26 protein-coding genes are annotated in these 25,112 nt (G+C 73.1%); 13 read left to right on the top strand and 13 right to left on the bottom strand.

Features of this window, described 5'->3' with window-relative positions; translation table 11 throughout:
• The first annotated feature begins 8 nt into the window (after positions 1–8).
• Positions 9–209, top strand: coding sequence for a hypothetical protein (locus FB563_RS34020; RefSeq protein WP_055708675.1), 201 nt, complete (start codon positions 9–11; stop codon positions 207–209).
• A 151-nt stretch (positions 210–360) separates the two neighbouring features.
• On the opposite strand, the gene FB563_RS34015 is transcribed toward FB563_RS34020, so the two are convergent.
• The gene (locus FB563_RS34015) at positions 361–1,092 is read right to left on the bottom strand and encodes an SDR family oxidoreductase (protein ID WP_142219145.1); all 732 of its coding nucleotides are present in this window, start codon (positions 1,090–1,092) and stop codon (positions 361–363) included.
• A 71-nt stretch (positions 1,093–1,163) separates the two neighbouring features.
• Between FB563_RS34015 and FB563_RS34010 the strand changes: the two genes are divergently transcribed.
• The 5 genes from FB563_RS34010 to FB563_RS33980 all read left to right on the top strand — a co-directional run bounded on the left by FB563_RS34010 (position 1,164) and on the right by FB563_RS33980 (position 7,857).
• Positions 1,164–2,108: a LysR family transcriptional regulator gene (locus tag FB563_RS34010; protein WP_055709906.1), complete on the top strand. Its 945-nt coding sequence runs from the start codon at positions 1,164–1,166 to the stop codon at positions 2,106–2,108.
• A 627-nt stretch (positions 2,109–2,735) separates the two neighbouring features.
• Complete coding sequence (locus tag FB563_RS44520; protein WP_055709905.1) at positions 2,736–3,863, top strand: hypothetical protein; 1,128 nt, start codon at positions 2,736–2,738, stop codon at positions 3,861–3,863.
• Positions 3,864–4,203: 340 nt separating this feature from the next.
• Positions 4,204–4,860, top strand: a complete 657-nt coding sequence (locus tag FB563_RS33990) for a maltokinase N-terminal cap-like domain-containing protein (RefSeq protein WP_055707970.1) — start codon at positions 4,204–4,206, stop codon at positions 4,858–4,860.
• A 213-nt stretch (positions 4,861–5,073) separates the two neighbouring features.
• Complete coding sequence (locus tag FB563_RS33985; RefSeq protein ID WP_055707969.1) at positions 5,074–6,930, top strand: M1 family aminopeptidase; 1,857 nt, start codon at positions 5,074–5,076, stop codon at positions 6,928–6,930.
• 87 nt (positions 6,931–7,017) lie between these two features.
• The gene (locus tag FB563_RS33980; protein WP_055707968.1) at positions 7,018–7,857 is read left to right on the top strand and encodes a lysozyme; all 840 of its coding nucleotides are present in this window, start codon (positions 7,018–7,020) and stop codon (positions 7,855–7,857) included.
• Positions 7,858–7,893: 36 nt separating this feature from the next.
• On the opposite strand, the gene FB563_RS33975 is transcribed toward FB563_RS33980, so the two are convergent.
• The gene (locus FB563_RS33975) at positions 7,894–8,376 is read right to left on the bottom strand and encodes a MarR family winged helix-turn-helix transcriptional regulator (protein WP_055707967.1); all 483 of its coding nucleotides are present in this window, start codon (positions 8,374–8,376) and stop codon (positions 7,894–7,896) included.
• Between the two features lie 58 nt (positions 8,377–8,434).
• On the opposite strand from FB563_RS33975, the gene FB563_RS33970 reads away from it, so the two are divergent.
• On the top strand, positions 8,435–9,289 hold the full coding sequence (locus tag FB563_RS33970) for an alpha/beta fold hydrolase (protein ID WP_055707966.1): 855 nt from the start codon (positions 8,435–8,437) through the stop codon (positions 9,287–9,289).
• A 303-nt stretch (positions 9,290–9,592) separates the two neighbouring features.
• Here FB563_RS33970 and FB563_RS33965 read toward each other — a convergent pair whose 3' ends face one another.
• From FB563_RS33965 to FB563_RS33955, 3 genes are all read right to left on the bottom strand, one after another.
• Positions 9,593–10,228, bottom strand: coding sequence for a LysE family transporter (locus FB563_RS33965; RefSeq protein ID WP_055707965.1), 636 nt, complete (start codon positions 10,226–10,228; stop codon positions 9,593–9,595).
• Positions 10,229–10,457: 229 nt separating this feature from the next.
• A complete protein-coding gene (gene surE / locus FB563_RS33960; protein WP_055707964.1) occupies positions 10,458–11,363 on the bottom strand; it encodes a 5'/3'-nucleotidase SurE in 906 nt (301 codons plus the stop codon).
• A gap of 65 nt (positions 11,364–11,428) precedes the next feature.
• Entirely contained in the window at positions 11,429–12,685 is a 1,257-nt protein-coding gene (locus tag FB563_RS33955; RefSeq protein ID WP_055707963.1) for an MFS transporter, read from the bottom strand.
• Between the two features lie 199 nt (positions 12,686–12,884).
• Between FB563_RS33955 and FB563_RS33950 the strand changes: the two genes are divergently transcribed.
• Entirely contained in the window at positions 12,885–13,886 is a 1,002-nt protein-coding gene (locus tag FB563_RS33950) for a LacI family DNA-binding transcriptional regulator (protein WP_055707962.1), read from the top strand.
• A gap of 68 nt (positions 13,887–13,954) precedes the next feature.
• Here the strand turns inward: FB563_RS33950 and FB563_RS33945 are convergent, their stop codons facing one another.
• The 3 genes from FB563_RS33945 to FB563_RS33935 all read right to left on the bottom strand — a co-directional run bounded on the left by FB563_RS33945 (position 13,955) and on the right by FB563_RS33935 (position 17,696).
• Positions 13,955–14,890, bottom strand: a complete 936-nt coding sequence (locus tag FB563_RS33945) for an alpha/beta hydrolase (protein WP_142219144.1) — start codon at positions 14,888–14,890, stop codon at positions 13,955–13,957.
• 336 nt (positions 14,891–15,226) lie between these two features.
• Positions 15,227–16,375 (bottom strand): FUSC family protein, encoded by a 1,149-nt coding sequence (locus tag FB563_RS33940; RefSeq protein WP_411573168.1) that lies wholly within the window; start codon positions 16,373–16,375, stop codon positions 15,227–15,229.
• Positions 16,376–16,538: 163 nt separating this feature from the next.
• Positions 16,539–17,696 carry an FAD-dependent monooxygenase gene (locus FB563_RS33935; protein ID WP_055705006.1) on the bottom strand — a complete coding sequence of 386 codons (1,158 nt, stop codon included), beginning with the start codon at positions 17,694–17,696 and terminating at the stop codon, positions 16,539–16,541.
• A gap of 115 nt (positions 17,697–17,811) precedes the next feature.
• Here FB563_RS33935 and FB563_RS33930 point away from each other — a divergent pair, with 115 nt between their 5' ends.
• A complete protein-coding gene (locus FB563_RS33930) occupies positions 17,812–18,369 on the top strand; it encodes a TetR/AcrR family transcriptional regulator (protein WP_055705005.1) in 558 nt (185 codons plus the stop codon).
• 161 nt (positions 18,370–18,530) lie between these two features.
• On the opposite strand, the gene FB563_RS33925 is transcribed toward FB563_RS33930, so the two are convergent.
• Together FB563_RS33925 and FB563_RS33920 are read right to left on the bottom strand one after the other, a co-directional pair.
• On the bottom strand, positions 18,531–19,703 hold the full coding sequence (locus FB563_RS33925; protein ID WP_055705004.1) for an AI-2E family transporter: 1,173 nt from the start codon (positions 19,701–19,703) through the stop codon (positions 18,531–18,533).
• A gap of 144 nt (positions 19,704–19,847) precedes the next feature.
• Positions 19,848–20,516: a nitroreductase gene (locus FB563_RS33920; RefSeq protein ID WP_055705003.1), complete on the bottom strand. Its 669-nt coding sequence runs from the start codon at positions 20,514–20,516 to the stop codon at positions 19,848–19,850.
• A gap of 707 nt (positions 20,517–21,223) precedes the next feature.
• Here FB563_RS33920 and FB563_RS43280 point away from each other — a divergent pair.
• Positions 21,224–21,370, top strand: a complete 147-nt coding sequence (locus tag FB563_RS43280) for a hypothetical protein (RefSeq protein ID WP_159045458.1) — start codon at positions 21,224–21,226, stop codon at positions 21,368–21,370.
• 30 nt (positions 21,371–21,400) lie between these two features.
• Here the strand turns inward: FB563_RS43280 and FB563_RS33915 are convergent, their stop codons facing one another.
• Positions 21,401–21,769 (bottom strand): ANTAR domain-containing protein, encoded by a 369-nt coding sequence (locus FB563_RS33915; RefSeq protein ID WP_055705002.1) that lies wholly within the window; start codon positions 21,767–21,769, stop codon positions 21,401–21,403.
• A 162-nt stretch (positions 21,770–21,931) separates the two neighbouring features.
• Positions 21,932–22,366 (bottom strand): DUF2267 domain-containing protein, encoded by a 435-nt coding sequence (locus tag FB563_RS33910; RefSeq protein ID WP_055705001.1) that lies wholly within the window; start codon positions 22,364–22,366, stop codon positions 21,932–21,934.
• A gap of 246 nt (positions 22,367–22,612) precedes the next feature.
• Here FB563_RS33910 and FB563_RS33905 point away from each other — a divergent pair, with 246 nt between their 5' ends.
• A complete protein-coding gene (locus tag FB563_RS33905; RefSeq protein ID WP_055705011.1) occupies positions 22,613–23,350 on the top strand; it encodes an MgtC/SapB family protein in 738 nt (245 codons plus the stop codon).
• A 45-nt stretch (positions 23,351–23,395) separates the two neighbouring features.
• Here the strand turns inward: FB563_RS33905 and FB563_RS33900 are convergent, their stop codons facing one another.
• Positions 23,396–23,887 (bottom strand): DUF1360 domain-containing protein, encoded by a 492-nt coding sequence (locus tag FB563_RS33900; RefSeq protein ID WP_055705000.1) that lies wholly within the window; start codon positions 23,885–23,887, stop codon positions 23,396–23,398.
• Between the two features lie 208 nt (positions 23,888–24,095).
• Between FB563_RS33900 and FB563_RS33895 the strand changes: the two genes are divergently transcribed.
• Together FB563_RS33895 and FB563_RS33890 are read left to right on the top strand one after the other, a co-directional pair.
• Entirely contained in the window at positions 24,096–24,626 is a 531-nt protein-coding gene (locus tag FB563_RS33895) for a hypothetical protein (protein ID WP_055704999.1), read from the top strand.
• Positions 24,627–24,744: 118 nt separating this feature from the next.
• Positions 24,745–25,095 carry a phage holin family protein gene (locus tag FB563_RS33890; protein WP_142219143.1) on the top strand — a complete coding sequence of 117 codons (351 nt, stop codon included), beginning with the start codon at positions 24,745–24,747 and terminating at the stop codon, positions 25,093–25,095.
• The last annotated feature ends 17 nt before the right edge of the window (positions 25,096–25,112 follow it).

Genomic DNA, 25,112 nt, shown 5'->3' with positions numbered 1-25,112 from the left:
TCCGGCTCATGCCAGTTGATTTCCTGTCCGATGACCAGGTCTTCCGTTACGGCCGGCTCGCTGCCGAGCAGAGTCGCAACACCGCGACGATGCCGGCCACGGTGCGGCGCCTGAAGACCGCCTCGGTGGACGACGCCCTGGACCTGCTCGACGTCCTGATGGACACTCGGCTGCTGGGGCGGGGCGGGGCGGGCGGGAGGAGAAGCTGAAGTTGATCGCCTCGTGCCCGTCTTGGCTTGTGCGCCCACCAACTACGGGTAAGGCCCGTGGGGATGGGCGCCGCGCAAGAGGCCAGTGATCGTCACGGCGGGGGTTGAAGACATTCCGGCAGGCTTCGGGCGGGCACGGCGCGGCATGGTCTCACCAGGGAATCGGCCCGTTCTCGGCCAGAAGGGCGCCCGTCGGGCCGTCCTCGCCCGCCGTCGCCAGGTCAACCGCCACGGCCGCGCCCTCCTCCGCCGTGCGCATCCCGGTGTGGCGGTTGAGGTCGGTCGCGCAATAGCCGGGACTCACCGCGTTGACCAGGATCCCTTCGGCGCGCAGTTCATCGGCGTAGAGCACGGTGATCGCGTTCAGCGCGCTCTTCGAGGTGCAGTAAGGGAGGAGGATCGAGGAGTAGGCGGACCACGGGCTGCCCGGGTCGGCCAGGTGGGCGAGGGAGCCGAGTTCGCTGGACATGTTGACGATGCGTGCGGCGGCGGAGCGGCGGAGCAGGGGGAGCATGGCGTGGGTCACCGCGATGACGCCGAACACGTTGGTCTCGTAGACCTGCCGGACGGTGGCGGCTGGGGTTTCACTCGGTTTTTGCGGTCCTGCGGCGATCGCGGCGTTGTTGACGAGGATGTCGAGGCGGCCGAACGTGGCGTCGATGTGCTGGGCGGCGGCCTGGACCGACGTCTCGTCGGTGACGTCCAGCGGTACGAACCGTACGTCGGCGCCGTCGGCGCGAAGCTCCTCGGCCGCCGCCTCGCCACGCTCGGCGTTGCGGGCGCCGATCAGCACGGAGATGCCGAGGGCGGCGAGCCTGCGCGCCGTTTCCTTGCCGATGCCCTTGTTCGCGCCGGTGATCAGAGCAGTCTTCTGCGAAGTCATGGCACCCAGCCTCCCCTCGCCTGCGGGCGGCAGGGAAAGACCAGAAGACTCTGGATCTATAGTCTACGGATATGAGTGAGCTGGAGGTGCGGGAGCTGAGGTACTTCATCGCGGTCGCCGAGGAACTGAACTTCAGCCGGGCCGCGCAACGCCTGGGGATGGCGCAGCCCCCGCTGTCGAAGGCGATCGCTCAGATGGAGTCCCGGCTCGGGGTACGCCTGCTGGAGCGCACCACCCGGCAGGTGAGGCTGACCAACGCCGGTCAGGTGCTGCTCGACCAGGCCCGGATCGCGGTCGACGCGGTGCACGCGGCGGCCCGGCGAGCACGCCGGGCCGGTCAGCCGACACCCCAGCTCGTCGTGGCGGCCAAACCGGGAGGCGATGCCGGGCTGCTGCGGGAGATCCTCGCCGCCTACCGGGGAACGGGTCCGCATCTGCCGCCGCCCGAAGTCGTCGTCGACGGCAGCGGAGAGCCGATCGCCATGCTGCGGGACGGCCGTGCCGATGTAGCGTTGCTGCGCAGCCCGTTCGACGGTCAAGGGCTGGATTGCCAGACGCTCGTGGTCGAGCCGCGACTGGCCGTCCTCCCCGCCGCGCACCGCCTGGCCGGACGCCGGCGACTGCGGCTGACCGACCTCAAGGGCGAACCGAGCCCGCGCTGGAAAGGGGCCGCCCCCTCCGCCACCGCCTACTACACCGGATACGACGGCGCAGAAGCAGGCGATGACCACACAGGCTTGGCGTCGGCCGAAACTCCTGAGGGGCCGCTCGTGGCCAGCGTCGAGCAACTCCTGGAGGTGGTCGCGCTGGGCCAGGCGGTGGCGTTCCTGTCACTCTCCACCACCGAGCGGCACCAGCGCCCGGACATCGCATACCGGCCGGTCATCGGCCTCAGCCCCAGCGAGGTCATGGTCGCCTGGCCGGAGACCTCGCGATCCGCGGCCGTCGCCGCCTTCGTCCAAGCCGCCCACGACGTCGACGCCCACCACCCCGACCACATGACCGCACTGGCCTAATGACCGGGGGGCACTCGCCCCTCGCCATGACGATCACCGCAGGACCGATTCCAGACAACCACCAGCGCGAAGAAGGGCCGGCACCCCCTCACCCGCCACCGCCATGCGCGTGCCGCCTCGTCCCCGCGCTCGACCGCTACGACCGGTCCCTCGATCGGCTTCTGCTTTCTGCACGAGCGCCTGGACACCACTATCTCCGGCCCACCGTCTCGTCTGGCACGTCTTCGCCGCCCTCGCAGAGTTCGTCGGCGAGCTCATCGTCTCCGGCACCCGCGCAGGCCTGGACGCCGCACGCGCCCGCGGCCGTGTCAAAACCCGGACCGGTCCTCCCCGAAGGCCAGAACGGACACCTTCGCCGGCTTGCGGGCCAAACCCGGCAGACCGGCTCCGCCGTCTCGATGATGAGTGACGTCCCGTCAGATGATCAGGGGGGAATGGTGCGGCCGCCGCGCTGCCCTCCCTGACGGAGCGTCAGGCGGCCGTCATGCCTGTGCGCTACACCATCCGGTGGCTTCTGGCCGCGTGAGCGTTATTCACGGCGCCGATTTCCTGATCATTCCACTAACGACTCATCAGGACTGACCAGACGTCTTCAAGCTCTGACCCAAGTCGAGGAGAGTGGAGAGAATGACGACATCGCCGCGACGGCGATCCGTTCTGGCGTCAGCTGCCACCATCGCCGCGATCACCGCAGCCGCGCTGGCGAACCCGGGTGCCGCCTACGCACAGGACCACACCAACCCGCAGCCGCCCTACCCGAAGAAACCCGCCTACCCGCTCCATCCCGAGAGACCGGCATATCCGGTGAAGGCGACCTATCCGATCCATCCCGAGAAGCCGGTCCACCCTGTCTACCCGGAGAAGCCGGTCTATCCGGTGAAGCCCGTTTACCCGGAGAAGCCGGTCCACCCGGTGAAGCCGGTCTATCCGGTGAAGCCGGTCTATCCGGAGAAGCCGGTGAAGCCTGCGTATCCGGAGAAGCCGGTGTTGCCGGTGAAGCCTGCGTATCCGGAGAAGCCGGTGTTGCCGGTGAAGCCCGCGTATCCGGAGAAGCCTGCCAAGCCTGCGTACCCGGAGAAGCCGGTATTGCCGGTGAAGCCCGCGTACCCGGAGAAGCCGGCCAAGCCCGCGTACCCGGAGAAGCCGGTATTGCCGGTCAAGCCTGCGTACCCGGAGAAGCCGGTGTTGCCGGCCAAGCCTGCGTACCCGGCCAAGCCGGTGTTGCCGGTCAAGCCCGCGTACCCGGAGAAGCCGGCCAAGCCCGCGTACCCGGAGAAGCCGGTGTTGCCGGCCAAGCCTGCGTATCCGGAGAAGCCGGTGCTGCCGGTGAAGCCCGCGTACCCGGAGAAGCCGGCCAAGCCCGCGTATCCGGAGAAGCCGGTATTGCCGGTCAAGCCTGCATACCCGGAGAAGCCGGCCAAGCCTGCGTACCCGGAGAAGCCGGTGCTGCCGGCCAAGCCTGCGTACCCGGAGAAGCCGGTGCTGCCGGTGAAGCCGGTGCTGCCGGCCAAGCCTGCGTATCCGGAGAAGCCGGTGCTGCCGGTGAAGCCCGCGTATCCGGAGAAGCCGGTGCTGCCGGTCAAGCCCGCGTACCCGGAGAAGCCTGCGTACCCGGCCAAGCCCGCGTACCCGGTGAAGCCGACGTACCCGGAGAAGCCGATGAAGCCCACTCAGCCGTCGAAGCCGTCGAAGCCGTCGAAGTCGCACGAGTCGCACAAGGGGTCGGACCACGGCCACGACTCGGGCGAGGACTGAGCAGGTGACAACAGCCGGCTGAAGAAGCCGGGACAGGAGATCGCTGGGCCGTCCGCTGCGGGCGGCCCAGCGGCATGCAGGGCCGAGCGTGCCGGCCTCGACCCGACGACTGGGCCGGCCCTGACACGAAGTACACGAACCCCCCCCGCCAAGCCCCCCGCCGCCGTACCGACCCTCGCACGAGCACGGCGCGACCGGCTGCGGGGCGATGACCCGTCAACAGTCCGCAGGCAGGGCGAGTTGACCCTCGTGCCAGCCGGGGGCGTGCCGATGACCTGCGACGACGTTGTGAGAAGCTGCCGTGGTCAGCACATCCGCACCACGGAGGAGCACCGACGACATGGCCATCATCCACCACACCACGCTCAAGCCCACGAAGCTGGAGCTGCTCACCGACTGGCTGCCCTCGCGCCCCTGGTACCGCGGCGGCCCGGACGCTCCGGTGCTGACCAAGTCCGGGGGATTCCGGCTGGACGACCCGGAGGGCGAGGTCGGGATCGAGTTCATGGTGGCCACCGACACGTCCACCGGGGAACCGACCGCCTACCTCGTTCCGTTGACCTATCGCGGCGCGCCGCTGGAGGGGGCGGAACACGCGCTCGTCGGCACGCTGGAGCACGGTGTCCTGGGCAAGCGCTGGGCCTACGACGGCTGTCACGACCCGGTGCTGGTAGCCGAGTTGCTGTCGTTGATCGAGGGCAGGGCCCAGGCGCAGGCCCAGAGCATCGACGGCGCCCCCGACCCCGAGGTGATCCGCTCCTATGCGGGCGCCCCCTGGGCTCCGGGCGGCTTCGCCCCCGAGCCGGCCGATGATCAGGAGGGCACCCGCATCCCCGCGCCGCACGGCATGGTCCTGCACGTCCACCGGGTGCTCACCCCCGTGGCCGAGAACCCGCCGCTGCGCCCCGAGGGTGCGATCGGCCATGTGGCGCGCGGCTGGCAGGACCCGCGGGGCATCGCGTTGACGGCGGTGTTCGTGACGCTGCGCGCCAACTGACCGCCCCTCAGTCCGAAGCACACCGCATCCTTCTGGCATGGCCCGGTCAAATCTGTCACGCTTTCGGCAGTCCGCACCCTGACCCCATGAGGGCGCGGCGCACCACTCGGTACAGCGATCGCGCAAGCCCTGTCAGCGGCCACCCCGGCGTACCCCAGCCGGCGGTGGCCATCGAGCAGGCCGGGAATCCCGGCCGCCGCAAAGGAGTAGCGTGTGAGATCGACCCCCCACAAGGTCCTCGGCGCCGGTGCGCTCACCGTCGCCGTGGTGGCCGCCCTCGTGCTCCCCGGCACACCCGCCGCGGCCCGGCCGGCCACGGCATCCGCCGCCTGCACTCCGGCGCAGGTCGTCGGCAACGGCGGCTTCGAGAGCGGGACGTCGCCCTGGTCGACGTCCTCCTCCACCGTCATCACCAGCCGCTCCGGCCAGACCGCCCACGGCGGCAGCTCCTACGCCTGGCTGGACGGAGTCGGCAGCACCCATACGGACACCCTCAGCCAGAGCGTCACCGTCCCGGCCGGCTGCGACGCGGCCACCCTCACCTTCTGGCTGCACATCGACACGGACGAGACGGCCTCCTCCGTCGCCTACGACAAGCTCACGGCCCGGATCGGCGCCACGACACTGGGCACCTGGTCGAACCTCGACGCGAACACCGGGTACGTCCAGAAGTCGGTCGACGTGTCGGCGTACGCCGGGCAGACCGTCGCCCTCTCCTTCACCGGGACCGAGGACGAAAGCCTGCAGACCAGCTTCGTCCTCGACGACATAGCGCTCGACACCTCGGGCGGCAGCGCGCCACCGCCGGGCGACTCCACGCGCACCCCGGCCGCTCCTTCGTACACCGTGAACCTCAGCAGCGATACGAGCGGCACCGCATGGACCGGGCACGAGAGCGTGACCTTCAGCAACGCCTCCGCCACCGCGCTGAACGAGGTCTATCTGCGGCTGTGGGACAACTACCACGGCACCTGTGACGCCATGCCGATCCGCGTCACGAACGTCACCGGCGGTACGGCCGGCGCGCCCTCCGTGGCCTGCACCGCGCTCAAGATCGACCTGCCCGCCCCGCTCGCCCAGGGCCGGAGCGCCACCATCGGGTTCGACCTCGGCATCACCGTACCCAGCGGCGCCGACCGGTTCGGCCACGACGGTGCCTACAGCTTCATCGGCAACGCCCTGCCCGTCCTTGCCGTCCGTGACAGCGCAGGCTGGCACCTCGACCCGTACACGAACAACGGCGAGTCGTTCTACTCCCTGGCCGCCGACTTCAAGGTGACCCTGGACCACCCCAGTGGCCTGCTGGTCCCGGCGACCGGCACCTCCACGGACACGCCCGGTTCCAGCGGCCGTACGGTGACGACGGCGACGGCGTCGAAGGTCCGTGACTTCGCCTGGGCCGCCGGGCCCTTCACCAAGGTCTCCGGCACCTCGGCGGCCGGCGTCGCGGTGAACGTCTACTCGGTCTCGGGCATCAGCTCCTCCAGTGCCCAGTCCATGCTGACCACCGCCAAGAGCGCCATGGACGCCCACGCGGCCCGCTTCGGCGCCTATCCCTACGGCGAGCTGGACGCTGTGATCGACAACAACTACTGGTTCGGCGGCATGGAGTACCCCGGGTTCGTCCTGGACGTGGTCAGCTCCACCGCCCTCACCCACGAGATCGGCCACCAGTGGTGGTACGGCATCGTCGGCGACGACGAGTACAACAGCCCCTGGCTGGACGAGGCGTTCACGGACTACGCCACCGACCTCGCCCTCGGCAAGACCGGCACCAACTGCTGGAGCAGCGTCTCCTGGGCGTCGAGCGCCGAGAAGATCACCAACCCGATGGCCTACTGGGACGCGCACTCCTCCCGCTATTCCACCGTCGTCTACGGCTACGGCAAGTGTGCCCTGCACGATCTGCGCCGCGTCCTCGGTGACACCGCCATGGCCAAGCTGCTGAAGGACTACGCGACCGCGCACTGGTACGGCGTGTCGACCACGGCGGAGTTCAAGGCCGCCGCCCAGGCCGTCACGAGCACCGACCTCACCTCCTTCTGGGCCCAGCACCGCATCGAAGGCTGACCGGCACACCCACAAGGCTGAAAATCCGGCCGCGGATGGCTTCCTCGGGCGGAACACGGAGTGCGATCCGACCCGACCACGGGTCAGATGTATTCCGTGCAAAGTCTGACAGTCCCCTTCCGCGGCCGGTCCCGCCGGTGCCTCACCGGCGCCCTGACCGTCCTTGTCCTGTTCCTGCCCGGCACGCCGGCCATGTCCGAACCCGCCGGGGGTGGACCCGTGCGCGGCGGCGCGTACATGGGCATCGGCGTCCTCGCCCATGACGGAGACACCGGCACCCGGCCCCCGGCGGGACGCGCCTCGCAGCCCGAGGGCGTCGACGTCGCGAGCCACCAGGCCGGCGTCGACTGGCCGACCCTGTGGAAGGACGGCACGCAGTGGGCGTACACGAAGGCCACCGAGGGGACCTACTACACCAACCCCTACTTCACCCAGCAGTACACCGGCTCGTACAAGGTGGGCATGATCCGTGGCGCCTACCACTTCGCCACGCCGGACACGGCCGGTGGCGCCGCTCAGGCCGACTACTTCCTCGCGCACGGCGGCGGCTGGTCCAAGGACGGCAAGACCCTGCCCGGCGCGCTCGACATCGAGTGGAACCCGTACGGCGACGCCTGCTACGGCAAGTCCAAGTCCAGCATGGTCAGCTGGATCCGTGACTTCCTGAGCCGCTACAAGTCGCGCACCGGCAGGGACGCCGTCATCTACACGGCGACCAGCTGGTGGACCCAGTGCACCGGCAACTACAGCGGCTTCGCCGCGAACAACCCGCTGTGGATCGCCCGCTACGCCTCGGACCCGGGGACCCTGCCGGCCGGCTGGTCGTACCACACGATGTGGCAGTACACCTCCGCCGGCAAGACCGTCGGGGACCACGACCGCTTCAACGGCGCCCTGGACCGGCTGAAGATCTTCGCGACCGGCTGACCACCCGGCGGCACGCCGGGCGCCGGCGGCCGTGGCTCAGTCGACGTCCACGTCCGCGAACAGCGCGTGCATCGCCCCCAGGACGCGCACACACGCGTCCACCTCCGCCATGGTCAGATCGCCACCCACCCGGCGCAGCACCTCGTGCTCGCGGGCCCGTACGGCGGCGATGGCGCCGCGGCCGGCGCCGGTGAGCCGGATGAGCGACGAGCGGCGGTGGGCGGGGTTCGCGACGCTCTCCACCAGGCCGAGCCGCGCCGCGTCGTTCACCATGCGCTGGACGAACTGCCGACTGAGCGCCTGGGCCCGGCCCATCTGCGGCACCGTCATGGGCCCCTGTTTGTCCAGCAGATCGAGCACGGCGCGTACCCCGACCGACAGACCCTCGATCGGTGCCGCCTGCTCCACCTTGCGGTGCACCCGCCGGTAGAGCGGTCCGACCAGGTCGAACACCTCGGTGAGGCGCTCGGCCAGCTGGTCCTGGGTGGGCTGGGCGGCTGCGGAGCGGTCGACGTTCATGACCCAAGGATGACACCCGGGTTGCCAACCTGCACCCATGAATGACAACTTGGTTGTCATGACAGTCGACCTGGCCTCCGTGCCGACCCGTTCGCTGCCGACCGCCGACGGCTCCCTCGCCTACCGTGAGGCGGGCTCGGGACCGCCCCTGGTGTTCCTGCACGGCGGCTTCCTCGACCAGCGGGTGTGGGACGACCAGATCCCCGCCTTCGCACCGCACCACCGGGTGATCGCCTTCGACGCCCGCGGCCACGGCGGCTCGGCCAACGCCACCGCCCCCTACCGGAACACCGACGACCTCGCCGCACTGCTCCTCGGCCTCGACGCCGTCCCCGCCGTGCTCGTCGGCGTGTCGATGGGCGGGGCCACCGCCGTCGACTGCGCGCTGGAGCATCCCGGACTGGTCCGCGCGGTCGTCGTCAGCGGCGTCGGCACCAGCGAGCCCGTCTTCCGCGACCCCTGGGCCCTGGACGTGTTCGCCGCCCAGCGGCAGGCTCTGGCCGCCGGTGACCTGGACGGCTGGGTGGACGCCTTCAACCGGTTCACCGTCGGCCCGCACCGCGACCCGGCCGACGCGCCGCCCGAAGTGCTGCGCCGGGTCCGGGAGATGGCCCTGGCCACACTGGCCAAGCACACGGCAGGGGAGCCCGACCGGCGCGTGCCCGTCACCGCCACCTGGGAGCGCGCCGCGGACATCACGGTCCCCGTGTGCGCGATCAACGGCGCCCTGGACGCCCCCGACCACCTCGCCATGGCCACCCGCCTGACGAGCCTCGTCCCCGGCGCCCACAGCGTCAGCGTGCCGGGCACCGCGCACTACCCGAACATGGAGGACCCGGCACGCTTCAACGCCGAACTGTCGGCCTTTCTGAACCGGTTGCCGGACTGGAGCCCGTCCCCGTGCGGCCCGTGAGGGTGCGATGTCCCTCCCATCCCCGGGACCCGGTCCGGGGACCAGGCCCGGGAGACGCCCAGGACGACCGGGCCGGGCCGGCGGCCGGGCGGCGCTCACGTGATGCCCACCCGGCGCAAGACGACATCGGGCAGCATGGGCCTGTGTGCGTGGCACGGACGCTACGAGCCGCCCCTGACACCGTGCCACGCGCAGTCACCCGGCCTGGGCATACGGCCGCTGGGGCGATCGCCTCCGCCCCGGAACCCGACGCGGCCACCCGAGGCATCGGCCATGTGCGCACCGCGCCGAGGGCGGCCTGCCCTAGTGGCCGTGAGCGAACAGCACGCGAAGGGCGAGTGCCGTCATCACGGCGCTGGACGCCAAGGCCGTGACGAGCCGGCCCCGGCTGCCGGTCAGGAGCCGGCCGAGCAAGGCTCCGCCCCCGGCCAGGAGCAGTTGCCAACTGGCCGACGCCGCGAAGGCGGCCAGGACGAACACGGCCCGTTCGACCCGGTCCGGGACCGCAGAGGCCTGGCTGCCCAGCACCAGCGCCGCGAAGTAGATCACGGTGAGGGGGTTCATCATCGTGAGGCCCCACAGCCCCAGGAAGGCCCGGGCGGGGCGGAGGGGAGTCCCCTCGGTCCGGGAGGCCGTCGGCGGTGTGCGGTAGTGGGTGATCGCCGCTGCCGCGCCGCGCACCGCCAGCACCACGAGCACCGCGCCGGCGACCCAGCGCAGGGGGCGCACGATCGGCTCGACGGCGTGCGTGAGCGCGGAGCCTCCGAGCACGGCGATCAGCGCGTAGACGCCGTCCGCCGTCGCGACCCCCAGGGCGGCGCATGCGCCGATCCGCAACGAGGTCCGAGCCGTCAACGCCACCAGATACGTCCCGACGGCCCCCACGGGCACGGCGATGCCGTAGCCCGCGAGAAGCCCCGCGACCAGCGCCGCGGTCATGCGTGGACGGGTGTGGGCCTCCGCCGTCGGTCGCGCTGCTGTCGGCCGCGCACCGATCGGTCGGCGGCGGTCGGCGGCAGCAAGTCGATCAGCGAGGTCATGGGCTGATCGTGGCGGCAGTACGGGTACCCGGACAACTCTTTTTCCGGCGGTGGCGTCCGCACGTGACGGCCCGGGCGGTGCTCATGCGCCGCCGCCACCGGCACCCGTCGGCGCCTGAGCCGGTTCCTCAGGGCCGCAGTCCCGCCACGAGGGCCGCCGTACGGGCGTAGTCGCCCGGGCCAGGGTTCCAGCCGGGGGTGATCGGCGAGACCGAGATGCGGCCGGCGTCGACGGCCGCGACGTCGCTGCCCGGGCGGGCGGGGGCGTCCACGACGCCGACGGTCACCTTCCAGGTGCCGTCGCCGTTGTCGGCGTACTCGGGCTCGAGCACGGGACGCGGATCCTGCGTGGTGACGTCGGTGCCGCGCGCGGTTCCCGTGCCGTCCGCCCCCAGCACCGGATGGTCGACGTCGAGGCCCACACCCTCCGGCAGCAGACGTCCGCCGTGGGCCCGGTCCCGCAGCTGGTCGACGAGTGCCAGCACGAAGTCGTCCGTGGGGCGCATGGCGTTGAGGATCCGGTCGGATACGGGCGCCCGAAGGCCGCCGGTGCTGACGGCGATCGCGGGCACGCCGTCCTCCAGGGCCGTCACCGCGGCGCCCACCGTGCCCGAATGAGTCGCCATGGCCGCAAGGTTGGGGCCGAAGTTCGTCCCGGAGAGGACCAGGTCCGGGGCGTGCCGCGCGAACACGGCGGAGAGACCGAAGCTCACCGCGTCCGCCGGCGAGCCGTCGACCGCCCACACCTTCGGCTGCGGATGCAGTACGCCGATCGTGGGCCCACTCGACATGCGGGTACCGGCTCCGCTCTGGTTCGTGAGCGGGGCGACGATCGTCACGTCGTGCCCGGCGGCGGTGAGGCGGTCGTACAGCATGCGGATGCCGGGGGCGTCGTAACCGTCGTCGTTCGTCAGCAGGATGCGCAGCGGCCGCGGCGGGTCCGAGGCGCGCGGGGCGGCTCCGGCGGCGGGCGCGGCGAGGGTGCCGGCACACAGCAGCAGGGCGGCCAGGGGAAGGAGGGCTCTGCGAGGCACGGGTACTCCTTGGAAAAGGGCGTGACGGCGGCTCGGCGGACACCGGGAGGAACTCTGACGGCGGCTCAGCGCACGCCGCGGATGGGCAGGATGGCGAGCGCGCCGAGCAGCGACAGCGCGCCGCCGAACAGGAACAGCGGGGTGTAGCCGCCGAGCGCGGTGACGACGGCCGAGGCGACGAACGGCGCCACGATCTGCGGTCCGGCGTTGGCGATGTTCAGCACGCCCAGATCGCGTGCGGCGTCCTCGGCGCGGGGGAGTACGAGGGTGACGACGGCGGTGTCCACGGCCATGAAGCAGCCGAACGCCAGCCCGTTGAGGGCACTGAACACGAGCATGCCCGGCCAGGTCGGCGCGACCACGGGCACCACCATGACGACGCCCGCCAGTGCCGCCGAGACGCCGACGAACACCTTGCGCCGGTTCCAGCGGTCCGACAGCAGGCCGCCGACCAGCGTGGAGACGGCCATCGCCGCCATCGACACGGGAGTGAGGACGGCCATGGCGTCCGCCGCGCCGAGTCCCTTCGGCAGCGCGATGTGGTCGTCGAGGATGTACAGCTGGTAGCCGACGACGGAGAAGTAGCCCAGCACCATCAGGGCACGGCCGATGAAGGCCCAGCGGAAGTCGCGGCTGCTCAGCGCCGACAGGAAGACCGCCGCACGCCGGCGCCAGGGAAGGGACGGCGCGGGTACGGCGCCCTGGTCCCGCGGAACGTCCCGGCACAGCGCCGTCAGCAGCACCGCCGCCGCTGCGGCGACCAGTCCCAGTGCCAGGTACCCCGCGGAGAGGTGGTCGGCGGTTCTGGAGGCGATGAGGACGCCCAGCGTGCCGCCGACCGGCAGGGCGAGCCCCACCAGGGCGGAGGCCGTGCCGCGGCGGGCCGGCGGGATCCGGTCGGGCACGATGGCGGTGACGGCGGCCTGGTAGACGTTCATCGTCGCCTGGACGAGGCACCAGCCGATCCCCACCAGCAGCGCCGTGCGCACGCTGCCGAGGAGGGCGAGACCGGCCAGTGAGGCCAGCGCACCGCCGAGCACCCAGGGGCCGCGGCGTCCCGTACGGTCCGAGAGCGCGCCGGCGACCGGATTGCAGGCGGTGGCGAACACCGAGCTGACCCCGCCGATCAGGCCCAGCAGGGCCACCTTGTGGTGCGCGTCGATCGCGGCGACCTGGGTGGGCAGCAGGACGGACCCGACCCCCATGTACACCGCGTACATCGACGCGTTGGCGACCAGCCGCAGCGTCATCAGCCCGCGCTGCCGGGACTCGGGTGCGGCCGGCGTGGTGGCGGGCCGGAGATCTTCGGTGGGCACGGGCATGGCGACTCCCGGAGGAAGAGGATGAGGAGGAGGAAGAGCGAGAGAGGGGAACAGAGCCGGCTACTTACACGAGTAACCAAGGAGCGTGGTCCTTGTGTAGCACCCGGTTGCGGGGTTGAACAGAGGTCTGCGTCAGGGAGGCCGTTCCGTCACTTGACGCGTGTAACCTGAGAGCACCGAAACCGGGCGGAGGGGAACCATGGCGAGGAACGCGGCCGCGGCCGTCACCAGCGCGGATGTCGCGCGGCTGGCGGGAGTCTCGCGGGCCACCGTCTCCTTCGTGCTGAACAACACCCCGGCGCACCGCGTGAGCGAGGCGACCCGTGCGAAGGTCCTCGCCGCCGCGGACGTCCTCGGCTATGTCCCGCACGCGGCGGCCCGCTCCCTGCGTGCAGGCCGCAACAACCTGGTGCTGATCCCGGCCGCCGTGTCGGCCATCGGCCGCCTGGTCAGCGGCTGGATCGACGACCTGCACACAGAGCTGGAGCGCTACGGCTACACGGCCGTCCTGCACGCCGGCCGGTTCCCCGACCCCGGCAGCGCGGCCCGAGCGTGGGCCGAACTGCGCCCCGGCGCGGTCCTGGCGCTGGACGGTACGAGCCTCGGCCCGGCCGGCGTGCACGTGCTGCGGCGTGCCGGTGTCCAGGCCCTGATGGCCCTCGCGCCACAGCCGGTCGAGGGCGTGTACACGGTCGTGTTCGACGACCGCCGGGTGGGCGCGCTCGCCGCCGAACACCTCGTCGCGCAGGGGCGGCGGCGCATCGGTGTCGTCATGCCCCGCGAGCGGGGCCTCTGCGCCTTCGCCGAGCCCCGCCTCGCCGGTGCGCGGAGCGTGGCCGCCCGGACGACGGCGACGGTGACCCCGGTGGAGATGGAGTACACGCACGCGTCTGCCGCCGGGCTGGCGAACGGCTGGGCGCGGCGCGGTCCGGACGGCGTCTTCGCCTACAACGACGAGTACGCGGCGCTGCTGCTGGCCGTGCTGCGGGACGCGGGCGCCGACGTTCCCGGGGACGTCGCCGTCGTCGGCTGCGACGACCTCGTCACCGCGGCCCTGCAGCGCCCCGCCCTCACCACGATCCGGCTGGAGGTGCCCTCCGCCGCGCAGGTGGCCGCGGCGCTGCACGACCTGATCGAGACCGGCACCGCGGCCCCCCTGCCGGCGGTCGAGCCGGTGCTCGTACGCCGCGAGTCGGCCTGAGGAACGCCTGCCGTCACGGGAGGTCGGGGGAGGCTGTGCCGCTCCCGCTCCCGCTCCCGCGCCGCAGGTCAGGCGGTCAGGTGTCGGTGCAGGAAGTCCACGCTGTGCGCCACGATCGACGGCACCTCCGTGGAGCCGAGGAAGATGTGGTCGGCCCCCTCGACCGGCCGCACGGTGACGTCGCCGCCCGCGTCCCTGAGTGCCCGGGCCAGTGCCTCGCTCTGGCTGTAGGGCACGACCTGGTCCTCACGGCCGTGGATCAGCAGGAACGGGGGCGCGCCGCCGTTCGTCGCGTAGGTCACGGGACTGGCGGCGCGTGCCCGCTGCCGGCGTTCGGTCTCCGGCCCGCCGAGCAGGGCGTGGACGGGGTTCGGGTACGACGGCTCGCCGGGCACGGCCGGCATGGGGTGCGCCAGGAGCGGTTCGAGGTCGGACACCCCGTACCAGTCGACGACGGCCCGCACCCCGCTGTCCTGTTCCCGCACTCCCTCCACGCCTTCGAGGCCGGCGCCGTGCGCGTCGGCGCGGACCAGACCGGCCAGCGCGGCGAGGTGCCCGCCGGCCGACTCGCCCCAGACGCCGATCCGTTCGGGGTCGATGCCGAGGGCCGGGGCGTGGTGCCGTACATACCGGACGGCGGCCTTGACGTCATGCAGCTGGGCGGGGAACGGCGCCTCGAGGCTGTGCCGGTAGTCGATGCCGACCAGTGCCAGCCCGGCCCCGAGGACGGCTCCGTGCAGCAGCTCCACCGGCACGGTCGGCGGGGGATAGCGCCGGTCGCCCTCCAGCCACCCGCCGCCGTGGATCCACACGACGGCCGGTACGGGTCCTTCGGCGGGCGGCAGATGAACGTCCAGCAGTCGGGGCCGGTAGCCCGGCGAGGTCGCGTACGTCAGCCCGTGGAAACGCCGCACGCCGTCGGTGCCGGTCACGGCGGAGGTGGGGGCGCGGAACGGGGGCGGCGGCCAGCCCGTGTCGAGCTGGGCGGGTGCGGTCGAGGTCATGGCGGGGCCTTCCGTCGTCGGCCGGGGCGAGGGCCGAGGGCGCGGTGCCGTCGGCGCAGCGAGGATGTTACACGTGTAACCACCGACTGGCGAGGGTCTTCCCGACGGATACCCGGCGTGCCGCACCGGGCCGAGCTCCCGGCCTGCGGGCGACCGGGACAGAGGAGATGCGACGTCCTGAGCCTCTCCGGGCAGTGCCCTGTCGGTACGCCCACCGCATCGACGCCTCGGCTCCGCCGGCTGATCGCTCTCACCGCGGAGGCGCCCTGTCCGGGCGCGCCCGCAACCGGACCGGCGTCCCGGCGGCGGCCTCGCCGTCCGGGGACCGAGTGCCGGTCAGGCGCCCGAGACGACGAGCTGATCGGCCAGCCGGTGGGCCTGGGCGAGCAGGGCGCCGTAGGTGGCGACCTCGTCGGGGTCGTCGCTCGTGGCACGGACCAGTTCCCGGCGCAGACCGTCCAGCGTCTCGCGCAACCGTGCCACGGCCGCGCGCAGCTCGTCGTCGCACTCGTCGTACGCGTCGCCGAACCGGCTGTGGCTGTAGAGCCGCAGGGCGTGTGCCGTGCGGCACAGGAACTCCGCGTAGCATCGGGCGAGTTCGGGGTGTGGGCGGGGTGCCGCGCGGCCCTCGGTGGCCGCCTCCAGTACCGTGCGGGTGACGCCCGTCGTGTGTACGGCGGCGTAGTCGAGCACCAGGACGGCGTCGTCGTAACCCTTTCCGGGCCGTGGCTCCGGGCCGGTGCGCCGGCGGCGCAGATTGCCGCGCAGGCTCTCCCGGCCCCACTCGACCGATGAGCGGGCCTGCGCCACGAGCCGGTGCAGCCGCAGGGCCCGTTCGTGCCGGGCGCCGGCCTCCTCGGCGTCCCAGCGTCCCTCGGCCAGCCCCTCGGCGACCGTGCGCAGGATGTCGTGGGCCTCCGCGGTCGCGTCCTTCAGTACGGCCCGGCTGTCCCGCAGGTACAGCGGCGGGCGCACCAGCGCGTTGACGGCGATGCCGACCACGGCGCCGAACAGGGCCTCGGCGAGCCGGGCCGCGGAGGTGCCGACGGTGACGGATCCGCCGGTCAGGACGAAGAGGGCGCCGGTGGCCGCGTAGATGCCCTGGCTGCCCAGGCGCCGCCACTGACCGAGCAGCATCGCGAGGGGGAGGACGACGGCCATCGCGGCCATCGTGTCGCGCAGCGGCAGCGCCACCGCGGTGGCCACGACCGTGCCCGCCGCGATCGCCGCGAGCTGCTGCAGCCCGTGCGCGATGGACCGGTACACGGTCGACTCCACCAGGACCACCGCCACCCACGGCGCGACGAACGCCACCGGAGCGTGCAGCCACCAGCCGGCCACCGCCCAGGCGAGCCACGCGGCGAGGGCGGCCTTCACCGCCTGGGCGGCCAGATCGCGCTCCCGGCACGGCCCGGCCCAGGCCCGTGCCGCACCGTACGCCGCGGCCGTCACCTCGCGCCGCAGTGCCTGCCACGTCACTCGCACGCGCCGTACGGCGCCCCGGCTGCCACGCCGGACACGGCCACGCTCCGTCCACCCGCATCGCATACCGGCCGGGTGACCAGCGGCCCGGACCCTACGCGCCTCGCCTCCTCGTCACACGCGGGTCGGTTGGCGCACCCACGCTCGAAACACCCCTGCCGGCAGGTCACCCGAGACTGGGCGGCGTCCAGTCGGCGTGCCGGAGGATCGCCCGTGTCGCCACTCGCGACGGGGCGATCCGCAGTGCGGTGTTGCGCAGGGCCACGGCCGCCGGGCGGGACAGCCGCTGGCCCATCCGGCCCGCCTGCCGGGCCGCACGGGCGACCGCCTGCGCGCGCGGGCGGCGCTCGGCGTCGTAGCGGGCCAGCGCCGAGGTGACCGAGGGTTGCGCGGCCAGCGCGGCGGCGAGCGTCACCGCGTCCTCCAGGGCCTGGCAGGCGCCCTGGCCGAGATTCGGTGTCATGGCGTGCGCCGCGTCGCCGAGGAGCGCCACCCGGCCCGCGACGAACGACGGCAACGGCGTGACCAGTTCGTGGATGTCGTGGTGGAGCACGGCCTCCGGCCGGGTCGCGTCCAGAAGCGCGGGGATCGGATCGTGCCAGCCGGCGAAGCGCCGGCGCAGCATGCCGAGCGGGTCGGCGTGGTGGACCCCGGGCGGCGCGGTGAGCACCGCGTGCCACTCGGCCCGGCCGTCCAGGAAGCCGATGTGCCCGAACTCGGCGCCCCCGCCCCAGGTCAGCTCGAAGTCGGTGCGCAGGGCCGGCGGCCCCGAGGTCACGGCCCGCAGGACCGTCGAGCCGGCGTACACCGGGCCGGGATGTCCGGGGAACAGCAGTCCGCGCAGCCGGCTGCCCACTCCGTCGGCCGCGACGACCAGGTCGGCGTCCAGCATCCCGTCCCCGGCCGGCACTCCCACCCGGTCGGGGGCCGAGAGGTCCAGTGCGGGCACGGTGACGCCGATGAGCAGGCTCTCGGCCGGCAGGGCCTCGCGCAGCAGGCGGTGCAGGACCGCGCGCCGGATGCCGACGATCGGCGTGCCCAGCGCGCGTTCGAGTGCGGCGCCGTCCATCCGCGCCAGCCACCGGCCCGCGGGGGTGCGGGTGCCGCCGGTGTACTGCGGGCGCGCCGCCGCACGTACGGCCGCGCCCACGCCGAGGGCGTCAAGGGCGCGCAGGCCGTTGGCGTGGAGCGAGATGCCCGCCCCGGCGTCGTCGAGGGTCGCGGCGCGCTCCACGACCCGTACGTCCCAGCCGATCCGGCGCAGGCCGATCGCCGCCGCCAGCCCGCCGATGCCACCTCCGACCACCACCGCCGTACCGCCCATGCCGGACCCCCTTCGACCTCGGTCAGCGCCAGCCTTTCTACAGATGTAGAAGCCGCTGGCGAAGACCTTACAGCGGTGTTCTACGGCTGTAGAAGCAGGGGTGTAGAAAGTGAGGGTGTCCCCAGACCGACGTACTCTCCTCGCCGACGCGGCCATCGCCGTCCTCGCCGACGCCGGCGTGCGGGGGCTGACCCATCGCGCGGTGGACCGGGCGGCCCAGCTGCCGCCCGGCACCACGTCCGCCTACTACCGCACCCGCCAGGCCCTGCTCACCGCCCTGGTACGGCGCCTGGTGGCGCTCGACCAGGCCGAGCTGCAGGAGATCGGGGCGAGGACGCCGCCGCCCCGGACCGCCGCCGACGTGGTGGCGGGACTCACCGGGTTCACGGCGGCGAGGCTCACCGGGGACGGGCGCAGACGCTCCCTGGCGCGCTACGCGTGCGCCGTCGAGAGCGCGCGCCACCCCGAACTGCGGGAGATCCTGGTGCCGCGCGAGAACCTGGCGCGGCAGGCCCTGTGCGACTTTCTCGCCGCACAGGGCGTGGCCGACCCGGAGGAACGGACGGTGACGCTGCTGACCTGCGTGGACGGCCTGGTCTTCGACCGGCTTGTGAACGGCGGGAGCGTAGCGGAGGAGGAGATCCGCGGCCTGGTCACGGCGGCGCTGCGCTGAGCCGGAGGGGCGGCGGGGGGTGCGCCGGTACGCCGGCGGCGCGGTCTCCGCCCGTAGCGGTACGACGATCATGGCGGCGCTGCCGCATGCGCCGAGCCCGCCGGCCACGGCCCTTCGCCCGCACGACACAGGGCAGTCGAGGCCGGCCGGGGGGCGGCCCGTCACGGCGGTGGCACCGCGCGCAGTGCGCGCAGCACCGCCCAGACCACCGACACCAGAGGGACGGCCACCACGGCGCCGATCACCCCGGCGATGATGCTGCCGGCGATCACCGAGACCGCGACGACCAGCGGATGCAGCCGCACCGCCCAGCTCATCACCAGGGGATGCAGCACATGGCCCTCCAGCTGGCCGATCACGACGATCAACGCCAGCACGGCCACCGCGGTCAGCGGCCCCCGCCCGGCGAGCGCGACGATCGTGGCGACACCGAGCGCGACCGGGGAGCCCACCAGCGGCACGAACGCGGCGAAGAACTCCAGCAGCGTCAGTGGCAGGGCGAGCGGCACCCGCAGCACGAGCAGTGCGATGCCGACGAGCACGGCGTTGGTCGCGGCCACGATGATGATGCCGCGGGTGTACCCGGCGAAGGCCCGCCAGGCGGCCCACCCCGCCCGGTCCCAGGCCGGCCGGGCGCCGACGGGCAGCAGCTGGTCGCGGATCCAGCGCCACAGGCGTTCGCCGGAGTGGATGAAGAACACGGAGGCGAACAGCGCGAGCGCGCCCCCGGTGACGAACTCGACCACTTGGCCCAACCCACTGACGGCACGGCTGAGCAGGCTGGAGCGGTGCGCGGAGAGGTAGTGCGTCACCTGGCTCTCCAGCTGGGACAGCCGGCCGGGACTGAGCCGGAACGGCGGTCGCTGGAGCCACAGCTCGATGCGGTGCACCCCGCCCCGGAACTCACCCGCCAGCCTGGCCGACTCGCCCGCCACGGCGTTGCCCACCAGGGCGAGCAGGGCCAGCAGGAGCAGGATGCTGCCCACCAGCGCCACCGCTACGGACAGCGGCCGGGGCAGGACCCGGTTGAGCAGGTCCGTCAGCGGGCGCAGGACGGTGGTGACGACCAGCGCGAGGAAGACGGCCACGGCGATGAGCTGGAAGCTGCCGAGGATGCTGAAGACGCCGTAGATGACGACCCCGACGAGGATGAGCCGCCAGGCATAGGCCGCCCCGACCCGCAGCCACGGGACCGTCCGCTCGGCCGCAGGTACCGGTTCGGTGCGCGGGACGGCCGGGAGCCGCACGGTGTACGCCGGCCGGCTGCCCAGCACCCGGCCCCTGCGGCGCCGGCCGTCCGCCCCGGCCGCCCGCCGACGCCCATCGCCCACCACCGCTTCCGGCTCCTCTCCGTCACCCTGATGACGGTCGGTCACATGTAAAGAACCGTAAGCGCGCAGGGCGCGCGCGGCGCGCCCAGTGCGTCCGTGCGCGGTTTCCCCCGGACGGGGACGTTTCACCGCCGGGGTGCCGTCGTGTCAGGCGTCGCCGAGGAACGCCACGGTCTCCGCGAGCGGTGCCCGGTCGATGCGGGCGAACGGCGCCGACGGATCCGCGAAGCCGATCGACACAGCCGCGAAAAGGACCAGGTCCTCCGGGGGCGACACCACCTCCGCGACCGTCCGGTGATACACCGACCACGCCATCTGCGCACAGCTGTGCAACCCCTCGGCGCGCAGCAGCAGCATCACCGTTTGCAGGTACATTCCGAGGTCCGCCCACTGCGCCGCGCCCATGGCTCGGTCGATGTAGCACAGCAGCAGACACGGGGCTCCGAAACAGCGCCAGTTCGCGGCGACGGCCGCCCGGCGGGCCTCCGCGTCCCCGCGCCGGATCCCGAGTGCCCCGAAACGCTGGGCGGCCGCCGCGGACCGCCGCTCCCGGTACGGAGACCCCGGCTCCGGTGGATACATCCGGTACTGCCGCTCGTCCCCGGGATCACCGGCCGCGGCACGCTCTCCGGTGCGCTTCTTCAGCTCGGCCAGCGGGGCACCGGTGAGCACATGGACCTGCCACGGCTGGAGATTGCCGCCCGAGGGTGCGCGCGCCGCGGCGGCCATGACCCGCTCCAGCACCGCACGCGGGACCGGCTCGTCCGTGAAGGCCCGCACCGCCCGCCGGCTTGCCACCGCCTCGTACACATCCACCCGCACGACCTCCAGGCCCGCTCCGCACTTCCGCTGTACTGACGAAACCCGGCCGACGGATGTGACCCGAGCCGTCCCGCCCGGCCCGGGTGCCGGGCGGCGGAGCGCTGAGCGCGTGGTCTCGGTTTTGCTGTCAGGCTGCCCGTCCAGTCCCCAGGGGCAGGGCGCGGGCTGTGCCCAGGGCGTGGCGAACTGGCCGAGAACGCTCCGGGCCCTCGGCATCCGCCCCGCCGCCGTACCCGTGAACCCGGCCGCCCACGGCCAGGCACGCAGGCCGCAGGCCGCGGTCGGCGGACATCGGTTCCTGCCCCGCCACAGCCGCGCCCCCCGAGCGTGCGAGCAGCGTCGGCGGCACCGGCGAAGCGCTCGGGGCGCACGGGTCCGGGGGGGCGAAGGCGTCCGTGAACGGCTGGAACTGCGGATGACGCTCGCACTCCGGAGTCCGGCCGCGCGAGCTCGGTGGCCCGGCCGGCCAGTGGCGCGGCACGCCCGGCTGCCCCGTCGCCTGCCGAACCCGGCCTCCGGCCTTCACACGTTCCCGGCCCGACGCCCGGCCCGGCACAGCGGTCCCACCTGCCCCCTTGCGCCACAGGGCTGCGTCGGCGACCGGTGCCGTCAGCCGGAGCTCACACGACCTTCACAACCACTGCGGGTGGGCCGCCCGGGGCGGGGCACCCGGGGAGAGTCGTCGGCAGAGGGGATCCCCAGTGATCACTATCGCTGTACTGCTGCTCCCCGTCCTCACCGTCCTGCTCTTCGGCCTGGACCAGGTCGAGGACCGGTGGATCCTGCATCCGACGGCCCGTCACACCAAGCAGCGCCGGCACCGTCGTATGAGGCCCGGCAGGCGTTGATCCGCCGTCGGCGGGCTCCCGACCGGGATTTCAGCTGCCGGTCGTCGTGTCCGTGTCCGGATCGGCCCACCGCCGGTAGCGGATGATCGCCTTGCCGAGTTCGACCCGCTCCGGTTCAGGGAGGGTGCCGCCCCGGGCGTAGTCGAGGATGTGCTCGGCGACCGTCCGCAGCTTGGTGTTGGTGCGCTGGGAGACGTCCCGCAACGCCCGCCAGGCTTCCTCCGGGGCGATCTGACCGATGACGACCACGGCCCCGATGGCCTGGTCGATCACCGCGTGCGAGGACACGGCGCGCCGCAACTGCTCGTTCTCGGTCACGAGCCGGTCGTACTCCGCGGCGAGCTCGGTCGAGGAGAGGAGGACCAGCGGCTGCTGCCGGGAAAGGGCGAAGAATGCCATGGAGCACCTTTGCGGGGGTGGGGGGCGTCACTACCACGCCTGCCCTCGATGGGCGCTTGCACACCGATTGAACAAGCGGCGCCCGGCACCGTCACGCCGCGCGGGCCGTGCCGCAGGTCGTGAACATCCGTGCGCCGCCCTGCCCCCCGAGACGACGCGCTGTCAGCCCTCTCGGCCCGTGCTCTCCGCCGCCCGGCCCACCGGCAGCAGGTCACGGATGTCCGCGGGAAGGGCGTCGGCCATCCGCTCGGTGAGCTCCGGGGCCAGCGCGGCGTCGAGCACTTCCATCACGGCGGCGGCCTCCCGCAGGGCCGTGTCCTCGTCGGTGCCAGCCCGGTCGGCGATGCGTCCGGCGAAGACCGTCAGCCCGAACCGCTCGCCCGACACGCCGGAGTCGGCACCCGCCGAGGCGTCCGCCGCCTCCCGCATCGCCGCCGCCATGTCCGGCGGCAGCTGTGCGGCCACATGCCGGGCCAGCCCGGACGGCAGCCGCTCCGACAGCGTGCTGACGACGGCGTGCGCTGCTCGTTCGGCCGAACCCCGGTCCGGCAGCTGGGCCAGCGCCTGCACCTTTCCGATCATCTCGTCGTGCCGCATGAGGCCGGTTCCTTCCGCACGAGGTCCTGACGGTGCGCTGCCTCCCCGTCGGGGCCGGGCAGCGGCCGGCGTCCGGCCGGCGGCGCCGTCACCGGGGTCGGCCGGGCCTTCCGCGACCCCGGCCGAGTACCCCGGTCGCCGCCGCGGGTACCCGGCACGGGGCGTCGCGGTCCCGCCCCGGGGGTAGGCGTGGCGGCGGACCGTGGAACGACGCCGGACACCGGCGGAGCCGAAGGCGAGGTGCGCATGGCGGAAACGGGGCTGGCGGCGCCGTTGTGGGACGTCCACAACGGCCAGGGGCCACGACAGCTGGCCGAGCTGGCGCTGGCGCTGCTGCTGTCCAGCCTGATCGGCTGGGAGCGGGCGGCGCAGCAGAAGAGCGCGGGGCTGCGCACGCACACGCTGGTCGGTGTCGCCAGCGCGCTGATGATGGAGGTGTCCCAGCACGGGTTCACCGCGGTGCTCGGGCTGGAGAACGTCTCCTTCGACCCCTCCCGCGTCGCGGCGCAGATCGTCTCCGGCATCGGCTTCATCGGCGGCGGCCTGATCTTCGTACGGCGCGACGCCGTCCGGGGTCTGACGACGGCCGCCACCATCTGGCTGACCTGCGCGGTCGGCATGGCCTGCGGCGGCGGGCTGCCCGTCCTCGCGCTGGCCGTGACCGCCCTGCACTTCCTGGTGGTGCGCGGCTATGCGCGCTTCACCTCCCGGCTGATCCCCGGCACGGCCGCCGCCGCGTTCGAGGCACGCCTGACCTATCGCACGGGGTCGGCGCTGCTGCCCCGGCTGATGGAGACCTGTACCCGTCGTGGCTTCCGGATCGTGCAGGTCAAGGTCGAACGGCTGCCCGGCCGCACGGACGACGCGGCCCGCGTGCTGCTGGAACTGGAGGGCGCCGCGGATCCGACGGGACTGGCGTCGGAACTGTTCCAGGACGAGGGCGTGCTCGACGTGGAGGTGAGTGCCGCCGCGGACGAGGAATAGGACGACGCACAGGCGGTACGGCCGTTGGGCGGTACCGCCGTCCGCTCAGCTCTCGGCCGTCTGCTGGGTCCACGTCCAGGCGTACTGCAGCCAGTCCGCGACCGTCAGCGCGGCGAGGCCCCCGCAGACCAGGCGGGTGAGCCGGGGTGCGGCCGCGTAGGAGCAGACCAGGGCGCCGGCGGTCCAGGCCGAGGTGCAGAACGGGCAGGACAGCAGGTCGCCGACGGCACGCCGGAGTCCGTCGCCCCGCGGTTCGTCGATGACCTCGCTCGCCTCGCCCTCGTCCGCCCGCCGGGTGAAGGGCGCCCGCAGCAAGCTCGTGATGCGGTCCCGGGTCAGCACCCTGGACGCCTTGTACGCCGCCGTCCCCAGCAGCACGACGTCCCACGGCGGCACCTCCCGCGGCAGCCGGACACCCCGGCGCCGGGCCAGCACCGCGTATCCTCCCGCCCCCGCCGCGAAGACGGCGGCGAGGGCGGCATATCCGGCGAGAGGGACGTCGCCCTGGTCGTCGTACTGCCCCGCGTCCGTCGTCATGCCTGACCCTCCGGTGCGTGTCCTGCCGTGGCCCGCAACGAGTTCCCCGGCGGGAAGGAGTGACACGGGCGGCGGGCTCGTCCGGCGAGGCGGGCCGACGTGGGCGATGCCACATATGACCTGGTTCGCACTCTCTCCCGGTCGCCCCGGTGCCGGGCTACCGTTGCGTCGAGCCCCTGTTCCCCCTCGTATCCCGGACGGCCCGGCTGTGCTCACTGATCTGTCCCCCCTCATCGCGGCGACGACGCGCTGGCTGACGGTCGCCTATCCGCCGAGCGGCGGTGCGCTGGCCTCCGCACTGTGCGAGGCGCAGGCCCGCCAGGCGGTCACCGTCGCCGCGTGCCTGCGCTACCCGACCGACATCGACGCGGCGCTGGTCACGATGGCCGGTCCCGGTGGCGCCGCCCGTCTGGACTGGATCACGGGCGCCGAGCGCACCGGCGAGGAGGCCACGGACGACGACTGGGCCTGGCGGACCTGGGTGGACGAGGTCGTGGCCAGCTGGGCGGCCGGTCTGCTCACCGATCCCGAGCTGGCCGGGCTGGCCGTCGCCGCGGTCGCCGAGGGAGATCACGGCCCGGGCCCGATGGCCGAGTTCCGGCGCCTGCTCGCCCCGGACGACGCCGACCGGGGTGCCGCCGCCCTGCTGCGCCACCCCGACCTCCTCGCCCCCGTCGCCGAGCTCCACCTCGACCAGCTCCTGGACCGGCTCGGACCGGGCCGTACGCTCGCGGCCTGACCGCGCGATCCGCCGGACCGGCCCGGTGTCGTACGCCCTCGCCGGGGTACTGCGGAGCTGATCCGTGGTCGTGCGCCGACGGCGGACGATCCCCAGCGACGGCAGGCAGGAGAAGGCGATGCGCGCGCAAGGCGACGACACACCGGCGGCCGGCGGCGTCGGGGACGCCGCGGCCCGGCCGGCCCAGGACACCGGCGAACTGGCCCGCAAGGAGATCGGCGCCGTCCGGGACGAGATCATGACGGCGCTGAAGCGGCTGGGCGCGGGCGGGCTGCTGCTCGCCGGAGCCGGCACCTGTGGTGTCCTCGCCCTCGCGGCCGCGCACACGACGCTGCTGCGCGCCCTTGGCCCGGCCCTGCCGGAGTCCACGGCCTGGGCCGTACTGAGCGGCGCCCACACCGCCGGGGCCCTGGGCCCGGCGATGGCGGCCCAGGGCCGGGTACGCGCCGCGGCCCAGGCCGCCGTATGAGGGGCCGGCGGCAGCCG

Source organism: Streptomyces puniciscabiei (genome assembly GCF_006715785.1).
Classification (GTDB): Bacteria; Actinomycetota; Actinomycetes; order Streptomycetales; family Streptomycetaceae; genus Streptomyces; species Streptomyces puniciscabiei.
This window is presented reverse-complemented; position numbering and strand designations above follow the sequence as displayed.